The 14,850-nt window shown below is 57.7% G+C and carries 13 protein-coding genes; 3 read left to right on the top strand and 10 right to left on the bottom strand.

The window, feature by feature from the left end:
• The first annotated feature begins 120 nt into the window (after window positions 1-120).
• The 3 genes from HYPMC_RS23810 to HYPMC_RS16105 all read left to right on the top strand — a co-directional run bounded on the left by HYPMC_RS23810 (window position 121) and on the right by HYPMC_RS16105 (window position 4,672).
• On the top strand, window positions 121-984 hold the full coding sequence (locus tag HYPMC_RS23810) for a CPBP family intramembrane glutamic endopeptidase (RefSeq protein WP_157135462.1): 864 nt from the start codon (window positions 121-123) through the stop codon (window positions 982-984).
• A gap of 140 nt (window positions 985-1,124) precedes the next feature.
• Window positions 1,125-4,199: an efflux RND transporter permease subunit gene (locus HYPMC_RS16100; protein ID WP_013949092.1), complete on the top strand. Its 3,075-nt coding sequence runs from the start codon at window positions 1,125-1,127 to the stop codon at window positions 4,197-4,199.
• On the top strand, window positions 4,196-4,672 hold the full coding sequence (locus HYPMC_RS16105) for a type III secretion system chaperone (protein WP_013949093.1): 477 nt from the start codon (window positions 4,196-4,198) through the stop codon (window positions 4,670-4,672). Before HYPMC_RS16100 ends, HYPMC_RS16105 begins: the two co-directional genes overlap by 4 nt.
• 263 nt (window positions 4,673-4,935) lie before the next feature.
• Here the strand turns inward: HYPMC_RS16105 and HYPMC_RS16110 are convergent, their stop codons facing one another.
• From HYPMC_RS16110 to sctW, 10 genes are all read right to left on the bottom strand, one after another.
• The gene (locus tag HYPMC_RS16110) at window positions 4,936-5,430 is read right to left on the bottom strand and encodes a type III secretion system chaperone (RefSeq protein ID WP_013949094.1); all 495 of its coding nucleotides are present in this window, start codon (window positions 5,428-5,430) and stop codon (window positions 4,936-4,938) included.
• Window positions 5,427-8,012 carry a hypothetical protein gene (locus HYPMC_RS16115; protein ID WP_013949095.1) on the bottom strand — a complete coding sequence of 862 codons (2,586 nt, stop codon included), beginning with the start codon at window positions 8,010-8,012 and terminating at the stop codon, window positions 5,427-5,429. Before HYPMC_RS16115 ends, HYPMC_RS16110 begins: the two co-directional genes overlap by 4 nt.
• 304 nt (window positions 8,013-8,316) lie before the next feature.
• On the bottom strand, window positions 8,317-8,538 hold the full coding sequence (locus HYPMC_RS25095) for an EscF/YscF/HrpA family type III secretion system needle major subunit (protein ID WP_013949097.1): 222 nt from the start codon (window positions 8,536-8,538) through the stop codon (window positions 8,317-8,319).
• A 76-nt stretch (window positions 8,539-8,614) separates the two neighbouring features.
• Window positions 8,615-8,863, bottom strand: coding sequence for an EscE/YscE/SsaE family type III secretion system needle protein co-chaperone (locus HYPMC_RS16125; RefSeq protein WP_210160620.1), 249 nt, complete (start codon window positions 8,861-8,863; stop codon window positions 8,615-8,617).
• On the bottom strand, window positions 8,838-10,313 hold the full coding sequence (gene sctD, locus HYPMC_RS16130) for a type III secretion system inner membrane ring subunit SctD (protein ID WP_013949099.1): 1,476 nt from the start codon (window positions 10,311-10,313) through the stop codon (window positions 8,838-8,840). The genes HYPMC_RS16125 and sctD overlap by 26 nt, the downstream gene beginning before the upstream one ends.
• Window positions 10,310-12,403 carry a type III secretion system export apparatus subunit SctV gene (gene sctV / locus HYPMC_RS16135; RefSeq protein WP_013949100.1) on the bottom strand — a complete coding sequence of 698 codons (2,094 nt, stop codon included), beginning with the start codon at window positions 12,401-12,403 and terminating at the stop codon, window positions 10,310-10,312. The genes sctD and sctV overlap by 4 nt, the downstream gene beginning before the upstream one ends.
• Window positions 12,400-12,762 carry a tetratricopeptide repeat protein gene (locus tag HYPMC_RS23380; RefSeq protein ID WP_050976814.1) on the bottom strand — a complete coding sequence of 121 codons (363 nt, stop codon included), beginning with the start codon at window positions 12,760-12,762 and terminating at the stop codon, window positions 12,400-12,402. The genes sctV and HYPMC_RS23380 overlap by 4 nt, the downstream gene beginning before the upstream one ends.
• Window positions 12,763-12,793: 31 nt before the next feature.
• Window positions 12,794-13,189 carry a hypothetical protein gene (locus HYPMC_RS16145; RefSeq protein ID WP_013949102.1) on the bottom strand — a complete coding sequence of 132 codons (396 nt, stop codon included), beginning with the start codon at window positions 13,187-13,189 and terminating at the stop codon, window positions 12,794-12,796.
• On the bottom strand, window positions 13,186-13,560 hold the full coding sequence (locus tag HYPMC_RS24315; protein ID WP_013949103.1) for a chaperone protein sycN: 375 nt from the start codon (window positions 13,558-13,560) through the stop codon (window positions 13,186-13,188). The genes HYPMC_RS16145 and HYPMC_RS24315 overlap by 4 nt, the downstream gene beginning before the upstream one ends.
• Window positions 13,557-14,672 carry a type III secretion system gatekeeper subunit SctW gene (sctW, locus tag HYPMC_RS16150; RefSeq protein WP_013949104.1) on the bottom strand — a complete coding sequence of 372 codons (1,116 nt, stop codon included), beginning with the start codon at window positions 14,670-14,672 and terminating at the stop codon, window positions 13,557-13,559. The genes HYPMC_RS24315 and sctW overlap by 4 nt, the downstream gene beginning before the upstream one ends.
• Window positions 14,673-14,850: the final 178 nt, after the last annotated feature.

Genomic DNA, 14,850 nt, shown 5'->3' on the forward strand with positions numbered 1-14,850 from the left:
TGCCTTGCTCCATGGGGCTGCGACGGACATCACCACATCGACCGCACTGCGTGCGAATATTCTGAGTGCGCTCGCAACGATATTGATGCGCCTCCGCATGAGCGAATCCGAAGAATGCCAATGCACTCGAATATCCAATATATGTTGATGGAGCTGCTGATCTTAAGCGCAGCGCTGTCCTGGTCATCGCCATTGATATTATCTGGATTTGTGACCTGCCTCGCATATGGAGCAGCGGCAGTCTGGGGCTACGTTCATCCACTTGGATTGCTCGCAGTGGCACTGTCTATGTCACTCGCTCACCTGAGTGGCCGTTATTATAGAGAGCCTCAGAGCGCCGTTTTCCATTTGGCATTTATTTGTCTCGGAATTCTCCTTTCGGTTCATTTGCTCCCGGGATTCAGCAACCCCGTGCTTATCAGACCTATTCAATTCACGAGCGACGCATACCCCTTCAAGATGTACCTCAATCTCGACAAGGCAGCCGTCGGCCTTTCGATATTTTTGCTATACGAGCCTCTGCACAAGACGTCGCGCATTTCGCAATCATTGCTTTGGGCTGCGATTGGCACCATCGCGGGCACTGTCGCACTTGTGCCTCCCGCGCTCATCACCGACGTCGTAGTTTGGGCGCCGAAGATGCCCCGAGAGTTTGGATTGTGGGCGCTCAACAATTTGTTTCTCGTAGCCTTTACGGAGGAAGCTCTATTCAGAGGGTTCCTGCAAGCGAATCTGGCCCGCGTGCTTCACAAGTTTTCCGCGTCGGAATGGATAGCACTCGGAGTCGCTTCTGTCGCTTTTGGCTTTCTGCATTATTCCGGAGGGCCGATTATGATTGTTTTCGCCTCGATCGCCGGCGCGATTTACGGCACCGTCTACCGCCACGGCGGCGTGCTAGCGTCCACACTCGCCCATTTTGGATTTAACGTTATTCACTTCCTCCTTTTCACCTATCCTCTTCGGTTGCTCACGTTGCCTGACTAGGCCCCAGCACATGACCAGAAGTGATGATGTGCCCCGACACCAGACCGAATAACCGAATTAAAGGAGTCTCGAACGCGAACGCCGCAAAACGATATCCCTAGGCCAGCCGTGGCTGCTGGGCCGTGCACGAGGAACGCAACTTGCCGGATTTCCGCATAACGGCCCGCCAAGTTTTGAGCGCCACTACCGGGGCGTCCGAAGATGCCGCGCTCCGTCTGGATGCCGGTGGAATTACCCACGCGCCGCGTGGAATCTTTGGCAAGATCGTTCAATTCTTCACCGGCTCGGATAGGGCCGGGACGAAAAAATTACTTAGCGGGCTGAGTGATGATTTTCAATGGCGCTATGGCGGCAAGATTGGTCCGGACGCCCTTAAGTTGGCGCGCGCCGCCCATGATGCCTCTGGCAATTCCACGCCACTCACGCGCGGTCAGATTCACACGGCCGAGGTGTTTGCGCGGGCGCTGACCAAAAACAATGAGCGTCATGAGGTGGCCGATACCGCAATGCGCTATGCCCCGGGAGCGCTTGGCTTTGCAAAAGTCGCCAGGGAGGCCGACGTAAATCCGAACAGCCTCAGCGCGATCCAGAAGCAGCATTATACGGAGCTGCTGCGATATCAGGTCGGTATGGCTGCCGGCGGCCCGGTGGTGAATAGGAAGGCACAGCTAGACATCGCTATCGGGACACTGCGGCATGTCGCACGTATGGATGCAGCTGAGATCGAGGCGTCCAACAAATGGCTGACCGACGTGCGCGATGCCGGCATCAAACTGGCGCGGGACATCGCCAAAGGTGGCAAGCCGGAGCTGCTACTTTTCTCGCTGGACAAGTTCCTGGAACTTGTGATGGAGCGCCCAAATGATATCGGTCTAACCCGGTTTGGGGAGCAACATGGAGAGAAGGATGATTGGGTAAAGGTCGCCTTAGGCATAGCTATTTCCAGCGCCGCGTCGGCGATGCCAGCGCAGGAGGCGCGCGACCTCTACAAAGACGCGATGACGGTGGGTGGTTCTGGCCGGACGCTAATGTTCATAACAGCCCGAGACAGGGAAGAGCAGGCAGTACCCATAATCGCAGAAGGAAAGCCACTGAGCCGTTATCCAGCTGCCGAGTTGAGCGAGAGAACGCACTACGCAAACCGGACATTGCTACGCGCCCTCGGTGAACGCGGAGGTGTCGAAAGCGCGGAGCAGGATATTACAGCGCTTGAGAGGGCCGCGAGCCGTGTTCCTCTGGTTGACGACAGTTCGTCTGGCGTACGCACCGCCATGCGGCTAGTCGAAGCATCTATCGATTCAGAAAGCCAAAGGAACCAGCTTGGCATCCCGGCCAATGACAACAATGGCGAGGCGCCCGTCGTGCCGGCGACACCCGTCGTGCGGACAACAGATGCAAGCAGCGCGTCTGCGCCTCCCAATCCAAGCAGCGAGCCGGCTGCGATTGGCATTAGCCTAGACACGCCATCTTCCCACATCTCATCTAGTCAGGCACCTTCTGGCAGTCAGGCAGCTTCTGGCGTCGCGAACACTTTCCAAGCGGAGAGCGCTCGGAGCTACGAGAAGTTGGACGACGCGGGGAAACTTTTCCATGACGGAATTATGGGTGTTGTTCGCGACAGCTTGCTGTTAGACCCGCTTCAAGAAAATGCTTTCAAAGATCGTGTTGAGCAACAACTCGCAAACGATTCGAAAGGAAAAAAGCCGAACGATCCTGTGGCTTGGTCGCACGTTCGTGCCATGCTGATTTCGTTCATGGACGAGCAGTTTGCGGTGATGCTTGGCCAGCCTGACCTGCGCGAACAGTCAGTCAAAGGCGGCGCAAAAAGAGTCAAACAACAGATCGGCCCACACATCGACATGTGGCTTAGCCAGAACGCTGACCTGCTTAGACAGACCTATACAAATTCCGCCCGTCGAACGGCAGAACTGACAGACCTGAGTAGCGCTCTCAGAAAAGATAAGCGTACTCCTGAAGCGGAACGCATTGTCGTCGGGGCCATCAATTCAACGGGGAACGGAGGACACCTCCTTGCCGCTCGGGAGCCGCAACTCGATGCGCTGGAGCGGGAAGTCCAAGCGGTGCAACGGCAAATTCGTAAGATGGATTCCGATAAGGCGACAAACACGCCCGCCGTTTTCATACTTGGGTATAGCCAAGACCGGGAGAGACTCGTCAACTGGTCACGAAGCCTTGTCCGCCAGATGCGCGAGATCCGCCTCGCCGTGGAGATCGAAACGAAAGGCTTCTCCAGAAGCGAACGTGAGCTCAGAAAGTTGTATCGTGACACCGTTATGGACAAGCTGAGTGTCCTGCCTCCGAACGTGCGGCAACGGCGGTGGAACGCCGACGCCTTCAAGCGCGGCGACTTCACATCCTACAATTCGAATGCGGATACCATTCTTAATTTTGTGGCATACTTCGACGGATTAGACGCCGGCGTGGGCATCGCCCAGGGGGAAGGCCATTTCAATGAGCGCGGGCAGATAGAACAGGCTCTAAACGCCTTCGATCGCGGGCCATACCCAGAGGCCCTTGAACAGACCCCTCTCTCGAATGGCGGGAAGGTCAACCGCCTATTCTGGGACGAAGCAACCAACAACACATACACCATTTTCGAATCTAACAGCGCCAGGCAGCTATATGATGGACCCGGGCAGACTGGCGAGATGACAGCCGAGGCACGAGAGAGCGGAGCCCGGCATATAGCCGAGCAACTGCACGAGTTCGTCGGAAATCCTGCACAAGCCGAAACTATATCGAACATTCTGCATCGAGGCGTGATCGCTCCGCTCGAAAAAGAATTGAGCAAGATCGGCATCTCGTTCCAAGATGACACCGTGCTCATCAACGATATGGACACACACCTCACAGAAGGGGAGCAGCTCAAGGATCGACTGGCGTTCACCCTCACGAAGAACAAAAAAAGCGACTCCATCTCCGTATCGGTCCAATATTCGCGGCCTCTTCGCCGGGTTCCGCTTGAGGCCGGCGCACACGTAACGTACGCGGAACGATGGCTCGACCCGAAACAGTCCTACCTTCGATTAAACTGTAATTTGACGATCTGGAGCAATGGTCGTGTCGGACTGACGAGGACGCCGAGCTATTCATACTACCTGAAGGAAGCCGCATCTCCCCCTCCCGACCAACAGCCGAAAAATCCACCTACTTCATCTCCCTCTCTTACAAGCACCGGAGCCAGCCCGACATGAACTCAACCTTTATTGATCAAGTGAACAGCGTCCTGAAGCAATTCGGCGAACAGGTCGATCTCGCTCCCTGTGCGCTCGACGAGGATGGCGGATTCGAATTCGCCCTCAATAACACCCTCATCAGTCTGCTGCTTGATGAGAGCAGAGGGGTATTGCTGCTGCTGTCATCCTTGGGCGTTCCTGCCCCATCAGCGGATGCTTATGGTCAGCTGCTCGACGCTAACTTTTTTTGGGCTGGCTCTGATGGCGCCGTCCTGGCTCGCGACTCCGCGAGCAAAGCCATCCTACTGCAGCGGCCGCTGCCCATAGCGAACCTCGATCTTCCTGCATTCGATCAGGCCCTCCAGCGCTTCGCTGCTGTGGCGGAACGCGTTCGCGATATGCTTCATCGCGATGAAGCAGACGACAACTTGGATGGCTCGAAGGAAAGCACACTTGCTGTCTCAAGCTCGAACGGCTTCGTTCGCGCCTGATTGCGACTACGGGCAATGAAAAGATTGTGAGAGTGCAGGGTACAGTTGCTCGTCAAATGAGCACTTGAAGAGATTCGACGGGCAACAGCCCATTGCAGACGCGATTCGGTTCTGGCTTAAACAGAGCCGAGCTTTAGATTGGCAGTGCGTTTTTCTTTTGAAAATAATCCCAGTGCAAACGGTTTGCGTTTTGCCGCGGGCAAATCCGTTTCCACCTTTTCGAACCATGCTCTAGACGCTGATGACGCGCATCGCGTCTCGTTCTAGATCCCTGCTGACTCGGTAACATCGGTGGCTGCGCCGACATTGTCCGACAGCAGCGTCTGGCGCACTGAAACGACCACGCCCGCAATTGTTGTCAGGCCTGTCTCGAGCCGCGAAACATTCAGTGTTTCCAAAGGAAGCTGCAGCTGCAGCACGATCATCTCGTTTTCCGGATCGCGTGCCAGCGTACAGCCGCCGGTCTCGGCAAAAAACAGATTGGCATCAAGTAGCCTGGCGTAGACCTCTGCAGTTGTCGGCGCTTCGCCGACCGGCGCCATCAGCAGCAATGTCTCGTTCGCTTGATCAAGCATGAGGCTGACAAATTCCTCATTGACGCCCAGCCCTGCGTAGCCGTCATCATCGAGATACAGGGAAGCTAATCCTGCATGAGCTACAAACTCCTCAAGGAGCTGGTTCACGTTTTTGAGCATGTTCGCATTCATAGCTGTTGTGATTTCGTCAATGTTCGGGGAGAGACCTGAAGATCGCATCATCCGTCCTCCCCAAGAGGCCGGAGAGAGAAGGTGTATTTCTCGCCCGGCAATATTTCCACGGCGTCCCTCGTGATCCGGACACTGAACGCCAGATCCAAAAAGGAGTTTTCTGCGTCGAGGGGATAAACCATTTCCGGGGTGCCAAGGTGTTTGATCCTGTCCAGCTTATATCTGAGATCAACCCGTACAGAACCATCTTCTTCCTTGGATAGCGCACAGCGAAAAGTCGTGTCGTTTTGATTGGCCATCAGAAGACCAGGAGTGCCGTCAGGAAGGCTGACATCCGTAAGCCCATCACCTATGAGACCCACAAAGGGGGCAGTCATGCCCTGATGCACGATTTGCGTTACTCTCTCCGCAAATTGCGCATCACCGATGAAATCATGAACCGCTTGGGCCGCTTCCGACTTGAGTTGGTCAACTTTATCCTCATATTTGGGATCCTTCCAGTATTCGACACCGTCGTCCGAAGTTTCGAACTTCGGATTCCACAAGTGCACCTCGTTCCCATCGGCGCCCATCAAGATATAGTCGCTTCGATTCACATCCGCCCAGAACTGAGCGCTTACCTGCGCTCCGTTCTGCAAAGGAAATCTCTTCAGCTCCTCGGCCGGAATAGCCGCCTCGCCGACAACCGTCAGCGTGGCTTCGATATCCCTGCGGAAAGAATTGAAGTCTCCCGCTCCCTTATTGATGTCACGAGGCTGGTCGATCGCATCCTTTAACGTATCGAGATAAGTGTCCAGAATCGGCGGCCTGGACAGCCCACCCGATGAAGGACCGGCTTCGACCTCGCCACGCATCTGTTGTGGCCGCATGGCCTCGAGAGCTTGCCGATAAACTTCGGCATCATTCGGCTCGAGGCTCGCTACCCATTCTCTAATGATCCTTTGATTCAGGATACCCCGATCTCTATTAATCTGTTCGGGTCCAGCCGCCGCGGATATCGACGAAGCGACCGCCATAGCAGCCTCCATGATGGAGATCTGGCTCCGCAGCGTCTTCCGCCACCGTCTCAGATCAGACAGCAGCACCCTGTCCTCGTCGGCCGGAGCTCGTCCCGGCACACCCTTGCTTATGGCTCTAATAAACTTATGCACTGTGTCCAGCTCTTGCTTCAGCGCATCGATGTCTCCACTCCTTTTTATGAAGCCGTCCGCGATGGAAGAAAGCGTCTCGACGAACGCCCTTTCTCCCCCTTGTTGCTCGACAGTCCCCACCTTGCTCGCCAGATCCGTTACGGCACCCGCAATCCTGCTTTCGACCGTCAATAGCGAAGCTACTCTTGACGGAGGGATGTCGAGTTGGGCGTGGGCCTGAGCCCGCACGTGAGCATAAGCCTGAGCTTGAGCCTGAGCTTGAGCTTGAGCCTCCGCCTGAGCCTGAGCCCGAGCCCGCGCTTTAGCTTGAGCCCGAGCCTGCGCTTTAGCCCGGGCCTCTTCTCGTCCATGTCGATCTGTCAGCTGGCTGAGGCTTCCAAATATCGCCTCGGCCCGTGCTGAGCCGGACATTCCCGCTGCTTCAGCGTGAAGCCCGCTATTGTTCGCCAGTTCCCTAAGATCGTTTTCGGCACTGCCAATCCCGCCGCGCTCACCCAGACGAGTCAGGGCCCAAACAACGTCATTTTTCACGGACCTCGCGAGCGCGTAGACCTCATCAGGCGCACCCGCATATACTTCATTGTCTTTGAATACCTCGTTGATAGCGGCGGCATGTAGCATTGGTCGTCCTGCCCCCAGCGGGGACATCGCCTCTTCGAACCGCTCTCGCGCCTCGCGCGGCGTCAATTCGTCCAATGCCTGCCTCAACGCCGTGTCTCTAGCGAGCGCAATTTCATCTCCGCCTACCACTCGCGCGCCGCTCCCGGCCACCGCACTCACCAGCGTCGTGGTATGAAAGCGCATGACCGCAGCAGCCAGCTCCTTCGAGCCGCTCTCACGCGTCCCCAACAACCGCACCAGCTCTCCTGCTGCTTCGCGCGTAGACTGCAATGCTCCTCGTTTCTGGCAGATCGCCGCCGTGTCGAGGCTGGCGACGTAGCGCAGCGTTTCCGCAGCCTGCGCCCGGACATGTGGCTTGTCAGTCACCGGTCCACCGGGGTCGTAGGTCAATCGCTGCTGAAGAAGCTCCATGTAGAACTCCTTCTGATGAACGCTGAGAGTCTCCGGCGGAACGCCCGCCTTCGCCGCAATCTTGCCGAAGCCCGCCGCTGCCGGCGCGCACCGCAACGCCGCGTCAGAGGCCGTCTGGCGCTGTTCCTGCTGGCTCAACTGCGTCACATAGGCATCCAACTGACGCACCTGCCCCGCCGTGATCGGCTTTCCAGACGCTGCAGTCCCCGAACGCACCATGCCGAACGCCTGCTCCGCTATGGCATTGCCGTACCTCGCCCGCACGTCGTGCAGAAGGTCCCGCTCCATCGTGCGAGTCCCGGGTGCATCCGTGTTCCTGAAGAGCTGCAGAAATTTGCCGAAGAAGCCGCGCTCGGCCGTTGTGACGGCGCCATCAGAACCCAGGCGCAGGACGGCATTGTCCTTCAGCTTGGCTGATCTGGCGACAAGGTGATCCAGCGTGACAGGCATGCGCGATTTCCACGACTTGACGCGTCTTCGATCATCGCAGGCTAGTCACCGGTCTCCAAAAGCCGCATCATCAGAAATGGCGATAAACGTGATCAATAGAATTCGTTAGCGGACGCGCGTCGACTCTCGCTCCAAGTAGCCATAGACAATGCTGAACTGGCTGTTATCGCAGGCGAGCGTTGCTGACCAACGAGAAAGACGGAGACGATAGATTATCCAATAAACAACCTCGCCGCGTTCAAGCCGAACGCAAATGCAGACGGCATCGCGTTCAGCCACCTTCTCTAAATCCACTGGACTGGAATCAGCCTATCTTTTGAACGAGGCTCTTCAGAGAATCCCCCAAGTTCTTCATTGAACCTGATTCTAAGCCGACGCAGACAGACCAATTCTGGGTAAGGCTCTGATACTGAAGCAAATCGCCGGTATTGGTGGTATCCATGGTCGAAGCGAAGTCAGACATGGCGCTTTCAGCCTTCGAAGTAGCTTGGCCGAGCGAACTAGTCATAGAACTGATAGAGGACATGTGATCTCTCCTTATATTGAGATGATGGGACTGCTTTAAATGGTATTCTCGTAGATTTCGTTAGCTTCGAGACTTTTCAAGAAGCGGTGCTGTGCATCCGTTTCCAGGCCGTAACTACGATCTCCTTTGCCGCTTCAGTTGCCCCACGCATTGCATTGAGCGCGGTGAATTCCGCAGGCGCAACGCCAGCATCCAACTTACGCTTAAGAAGCCGGCCGGCTTCTTCCAGCCGCTGTTCCAACGCAGCGCGTGCCGAGCCGGAAGCATCCGCACGCAGCGTCGATTGAATTTCGAGAAAATCAATCTCTTCGGGTTTTGTCGTCATCATCATTATCCTCCAGGATCCAGTTTGGGGGGTGGACAAAGGAGACATCGACGGGACCCGCCGATGTCTGAACGCGCACGTGGCGCGCATCGATGGAAATCACTCGCCCAACATTTTTGAGCGTATCGCCAACGCGCACGCGCTGGCCACTGTCAAGCACGATGCTGGGCATGCGCCCACCAAGAACGATGCCACGCGGTGTGACGCGAGCCGGCGCTGCGACCTCCTCATCCAAAGCGATGTTGTTGGAATATTTGCTCCGAAATCGTTCGTAAATTTCCTTCCAGACCCTCGCCTGTTCAGGCGGCAACAGACCAGTGACAGTGAGACGCCGCTGATTTCCAGAAATCCCAAGTGCACTGGAAAGCCCAGCACTTTGCAGTTTATCTTCGAGTTCTGCCCGTGCCCTTTCAGGAGTATCGAGTTTATCCTCAACGCCGTGTACACCCGGCACCTCGCTGCGCAACTGAGCCATCGCCGAGGCCACAGCAACCGAACTCGGCGCAAAGCCATGCACCGTTAGATCGCCTGTATCTGTCACGGTGACACTGCCATCTATGTCGAAAGCATGTAAGATGGTTGCCGCAGTATCGGTGATGCTGGTGTCAGTCACCACAGTGGTCTCGACAGATAATCCGGTGCGCTGGATCTCAGTGTTCAGCTTCTGCAGCTCCGCATCCGTATGAAGTCGGCCGGTTACTGCAAACCTGTCGGGACCGCGAACGACCACATTTACCGAACCCCGCATGCCGAGACTGCTGATCGCCCTCTGTAGATCCTGCAGTGGCTCGCCATGCGGGGTTGGCACGCTGCGAGCCGACAACAGCCAAGTGTACCAGCTCACAAGTCCAACCATGAGCGTGAGCGCTAGACCGCCCATGCCGATGAGACCGTTACGGCTCAATAACTGCGCAGCCCACTTCGGACGAATAGGAGCGGTCCGCGGCGGTGCCGGCTCGTCTTTCGGGATCTCCAGCCCGGGTTCGATAGCTGCCGAGTCCGACGGCGTAGCGTCACCTTCCAATTCGTCAGGCGAAGGCTCGCTCGCCTTCCGCGGCTCCTGTGCAGATGTCGAGGCCACAACAGTCTGTGCCGCCACCGCGGCCCAGTTGGAGCCTACCGCGCCTAACGTGAACAGCGTGGCGCCGATCCGCATCGGCACTAGCAACGGCACACCAGACTCGACACCGACAGGCACGACGTCACCGCTCATCGCAAGCCCCTCGGCCAACGCGATGACCCGTATCCCCGACGGCTCGACAGTCAACCTCACGTGCTCCGCCGCGAGTGCGGGCTCCGCGAAAGTTAAGTCAGCCTCTGTCCCCGATCCGATCAGCCACTCGCCTGGCGCGAGTGAGAGCTCGGCTCCGGCATTGCTTCCTGCGAGCACATGCAGAACTGGTATAGTCGCCGGACCTTCAGCACTATCCGCTAAGAGCTCCTCGCTCACAGTGATACCCTCGCCAGCGGTTGCACCGTGATCTCCGGCGTCAGTTCTTGATAGGATAGGACAGGCAGATCGGGACAATCACCTTCGACGATTTTCTTTACATAACGGCGAATATCCATAGCCGTGAGCAGCACTGGCTTACGAGCTTGCTGCCCGACACCGCCCAACGCGCCCTGCACTTTCTCGATGATCTGACGCGTCGTCCGCGGGTCTAACGCCAAGTAGCTGCCAGAGGATGTCTGCCGGACGGCGTTGCGCACCGTATCCTCCAGTTCCGGTGTAACAACATAGGCGGGCAGAATGTTGAGCCCACTGGAATGACGGTAGCAGATCTGCCTCTTGAGTGCGCCGCGGATATGTTCAGTAAGGAGGACGACGTCCTTTTCCTTCTGGCCCCAATCGATCAGCGCCGTCAGGATTGCCCGCATGTTGCGCACCGAAACGCCTTCTGAAACCAAGCGCTGCAAGATCTCCGCAATCCGTTGCAACGGCACGATCCGCTGCACCTCTTTCACCAGCTCGGGAAACCGTTCTTCCATCCGAGAAAGGAGAAAGCGCGTTTCTTGGATACCAATGAACTCCTCAGCATAGCGCCGAAGCACATGGCCGATATGATAGCTGAGCAGCTGCGCAGGCTCCATGAAGCTGACGGAACCTGCCTCGAGCGCGGGCCGGTGTTCCTGCGCGACCCAAATCGTCTCTATTAATGGTAGGAAAGGCTTATCGGTCTCATTGGGAATGCCAAGCAGCGACAGGTTCTCAACGGAATCGCGAGCCAGCAGAAAGCCCGAACGCATGTGCCCTTCTCCGCAGGGTACTTCGTTGAGCAAGATGACATAGCGGCCGCCGTTATAACGGTCGTTGAGACGCAAATTGATACCCGGGAACGGCACGCCTAGATCGTAGTAAAGTGCGCGGCGCACCTGTGCGAGGGTATCGTTCAGAGCGTCGGGACGGATCAAGGTTTGTACGTCAGTGCCGACATCAACCATCACCGGCACCGTCAGAGAAAAATCGTCCGCATCATTGCCAGCGCGGCGCACCGTTGGAGTACCACCGCTGGCCGACGCTGCCGGCAGATTGGCGGAAAACGGATCTCCATCCTGCTTTGGCATAGTGGCCTGACGGTGCAGCATGTAGCCCCCGCCGCCCGACAGGACAGCAAGTGCCAAGAAAATTGTGGTCGGAAAACCCGGAATGACTGCAAAAATCACCAAGATGGAAGAAGCAACCATAAGCGCCTTCGGCTGCGCGGTGACCTCGCCGCCGATTTCGTCTCCAAGATTTGTTCCCGCTTCCTCGCTGGAGACGCGCGTGACGATGAAGCCTGCTGTAATCGAGGTGAACAGTCCCGGAATCTGCCCAACCAGGCCATCGCCGATCGTCAGAATGGAGTAGGTGTTCACCGCGTCGGAAACTGACATACCGAGCTGACCCGCACCGATAGCAATACCGCCGAGCAAGTTCACCGCGATGCCGATCAGGCCCGCGATGGCATCACCCTTCACAAACTTCATAGCGCCGTCCATGGCACCGTAAAGCTGGCTCTCCTTCTCCACCATGCCTCGGCGGCGACGAGCCTCGTTCATGTCTATGGTGCCGGCACGCATATCGCCGTCGATACTCATCTGCTTTCCAGGCATAGCATCGAGTGAGAAGCGGGCTGCGACCTCTGCGACGCGTTCCGAGCCTTTTGTGATCACGATGAACTGAACGATCGTGATGATCAAGAAAATGACCGCTCCGACCACCAAGTTTCCGGCGACCACAAAGTTGCCGAAAGTGGTGATGATGTCGCCAGCATTGGCCTCAAGCAGGATCAGACGAGTAGAAGCGATGCCGAGCGATAAGCGGAATAGAGTTGTCAGCAGCAGGAGTGATGGAAAGCTGACAAAGGCCAGCGGCGATTTGATGTAGACCGCCACCATCAAAAGGATTGCGGAGATGGTGAGGTTCAATGCCTGCAGCATGTCCATGACGACAGGCGGCAGCGGAATGATCATCATGAAGATGATCGCAATAAGAAGCACGGCCAGAACGATGTCGTTCCGTCCCGATGCGACTTGCAGGAACCGCTGCAGGATCTTCACGCTTGCAGCCTTCCGATCGGGTGAACGATACTCGTCGTCGCGGCCGCGCGCGCTGCGATGCGCAATCTCTGCGCCTCGACTTCATTGCCAAGGCGCCAGTGCGCCTTGGCGGCCAAAAGCAACAATGGCACGCGCTCGTCATCGTCCAATGCCTCGGTCAGCAAACTCTCTGCGGTGGAGAGCGCAGCCTCGGTCAGACCGCTGCGAAGCTGTGCAAGGCTGAGTGCCTGGCGTGCCCAGCGCGGCTTTGGATCGATCGCCACAAGCGCAGCCAGCAGTGCCGCCGCCTCGTCCGGCCGCTCGAAGCGCAGATAGACATGCGCCAGAACGGCCAACGCATCGCGGGCACGGCTGTCCATTTCGTTTCGTAAGGAGAGGACCATGGTACTGTTACCCCTTCAGCAGGGTTCGCCGCGCCATATCGAGGATACCTCTATCCTCTGACGCAGACTCCAGCACACTCAAGGCTGAGCCGAAGATGGCGCGGCGGTCATCCTTGCTGCCTGCTGCCAACGACAGCAGAGAAGAACGCGCGCCTTCAAGCGCCGCCGAAAAGGCGACCGGCTCAAGCACATCGCGATCGGCCAAGTCTGGCTCGGTGCCGGCTTCGAGCATAGTGTCCAGGGTCCGTGCCTCGAACAGGGCCTCTAGTTGCAGGGAAGGACGTGTTTCGATTGCCGGCGCCTGGCCGTCCTCCGGCAGACGCGGCACATCGCTGACGACACGCACGCCAGCTAGGCCGTGGTTGAAGGAAAGCAGGCGATCACCTTCGCTAATACGGCTCATCGTTCTGAATCCACCTCATCTGCCAAGCGTACAAGCATGCGCAGCGCCGACGCGATTGCGGGAGCGTCGGCAACTTCCTTGGCCAGCCCGGTCATCAGCACCAGCGTCTCGTCGCCATGAAAGCCGGCTTTTACCCGTAGCGGCATACTGCGATCCGGATGAGCAGCACGTAATACTGCTGCCGCCACCCCTCGCCGATGGAGTGGGACCTCTCGTGCCAATGTCAGCCAGTAGCCCCCAGCACCATTTTCCTCCAACCGCAAGGTGCCGGAGCGTTCGAACTCCAGCGCGAGCGGCAGGCTCAGACCTATTGGCGACAGTGGGATACCGAGCGACTCACAAAAGGTCGCGATAGCGGAGTGACTGCTCATATCTGGCTTTCCTCACGCTCGATCAGTTGGTCCATCGCCTCATTGGCCCCTGCCAACACAGAGAAACGGGCATCCATGTCGCGAAAGACGCCGGCTGGCATCATCGCCAGCAACTCGCGCGTCTCGCGCATGAAAAGGATCTGACCATCCAGCCGACGCGCTGGCACGCCGCATTGCTCCGGCACGGCGAGCAGCTTGCCGGGGCCGGAAACCGGCTCCTCGGTCAACGGCATCAGCCGACGCATAATCTCGACGGGTGCGATCTCCCCTTTAACAAGCTTCCCGACCCGCTTAGCCATCACGCTGGCGCGCTCGTGAACCGTGTCGATCGTGCGCAGCGCAGAGAGATCCGATAGCAGTTCTCGCAGCCGCTCGGCGGGGACCGAGGAACCCGTGGAAGCCAGTTCATCGCCAGCAGCACGCGTCAGAAACTTGATCTGCGCGCTGAATCCTTCCGTGCCGAACTTATCGAGAATGCCCTTGTACACGCCTGCTGGACCAGGCTTTCCAAACACCGTGTCGCGGTACGAGGCACGCAGCGTGGCAGCAGCCTCGCGGTCCCCTCCGGCGAGTTCCATCGCCGTGCGCGTGACGTTGAGGCCTGCGCGGATAGCCGGACCCGACTCCGCCTCGAGCTTCTGCAACGCCTCATTGAGACGCGCCTCCATCTCGGGATCGCCGGTATCGCGTGCGTCCGCCGCGGCTTGGCGCAGCGCGGCGTATTGGTGCGAGGGATCAGAGAAACGTTCACGGACAAGCCCAAGAATAGCACCCGAGGAGGCACGCAACGTACGCAGCTCCTCACTGACCGCTTCCAGTTGGTGCGTATCAAGATCAGGCAGTTCCTCCGCCATCTCTTTGCGTTCGATCCGCTTGAGGATATCGGGCTTCGCCTCCTCGATATTACGCTCCTCGATTTCCTTCGATTCAACTCGCTCCGAGTGTGCGAAGGTCAGTTCCTCTTTCGCATCCATCAAGAGCGAAAGAGGGTCAGGCTGCAGGGATACCTGCTCTCCAGCCCATTGGCCCGTGGCCCGCACTGACGATTCCTGCTTCGCTGGCAGACGCGCCGCGCCGGAAATCCCAGTCTCAATCCGGTCCGGCAGGCTCACGCTTGTCCCCCCCCCACTATCAACGCGGTGTCAGGTTGCATGCTGCAGGCAACACACCTGCGAAGGGGGCGATCAGCGCGAGAGAAATGTATAAATTGCTCAGCAATCATACGGCCGGGCATTGCGATCGTCGTGTTTCCGGAGGTCGCCAGAAAGGCGAAGTGGACGAGACATCCCA

Source organism: Hyphomicrobium sp. MC1 (assembly GCF_000253295.1).
Taxonomy (GTDB): domain Bacteria; phylum Pseudomonadota; class Alphaproteobacteria; order Rhizobiales; family Hyphomicrobiaceae; genus Hyphomicrobium_B.

Excerpts from the sequence above, each read along its gene's own strand:
- HYPMC_RS23810 (WP_157135462.1), top strand. The coding sequence starts at position 121 with ATGCACTCGAATATCCAATATATGTTGATGGAGCTGCTGATCTTAAGC.
- HYPMC_RS16105 (WP_013949093.1), top strand. The coding sequence starts at position 4,196 with ATGAACTCAACCTTTATTGATCAAGTGAACAGCGTCCTGAAGCAATTC.
- HYPMC_RS16110 (WP_013949094.1), bottom strand. The coding sequence starts at position 5,430 with ATGATGCGATCTTCAGGTCTCTCCCCGAACATTGACGAAATCACAACA.
- HYPMC_RS16115 (WP_013949095.1), bottom strand. The coding sequence starts at position 8,012 with ATGCCTGTCACGCTGGATCACCTTGTCGCCAGATCAGCCAAGCTGAAG.
- HYPMC_RS25095 (WP_013949097.1), bottom strand. The coding sequence starts at position 8,538 with ATGTCCTCTATCAGTTCTATGACTAGTTCGCTCGGCCAAGCTACTTCG.
- HYPMC_RS16125 (WP_210160620.1), bottom strand. The coding sequence starts at position 8,863 with ATGACGACAAAACCCGAAGAGATTGATTTTCTCGAAATTCAATCGACG.
- HYPMC_RS23380 (WP_050976814.1), bottom strand. The coding sequence starts at position 12,762 with ATGGACAGCCGTGCCCGCGATGCGTTGGCCGTTCTGGCGCATGTCTAT.
- HYPMC_RS16145 (WP_013949102.1), bottom strand. The coding sequence starts at position 13,189 with ATGAGCCGTATTAGCGAAGGTGATCGCCTGCTTTCCTTCAACCACGGC.
- HYPMC_RS24315 (WP_013949103.1), bottom strand. The coding sequence starts at position 13,560 with ATGAGCAGTCACTCCGCTATCGCGACCTTTTGTGAGTCGCTCGGTATC.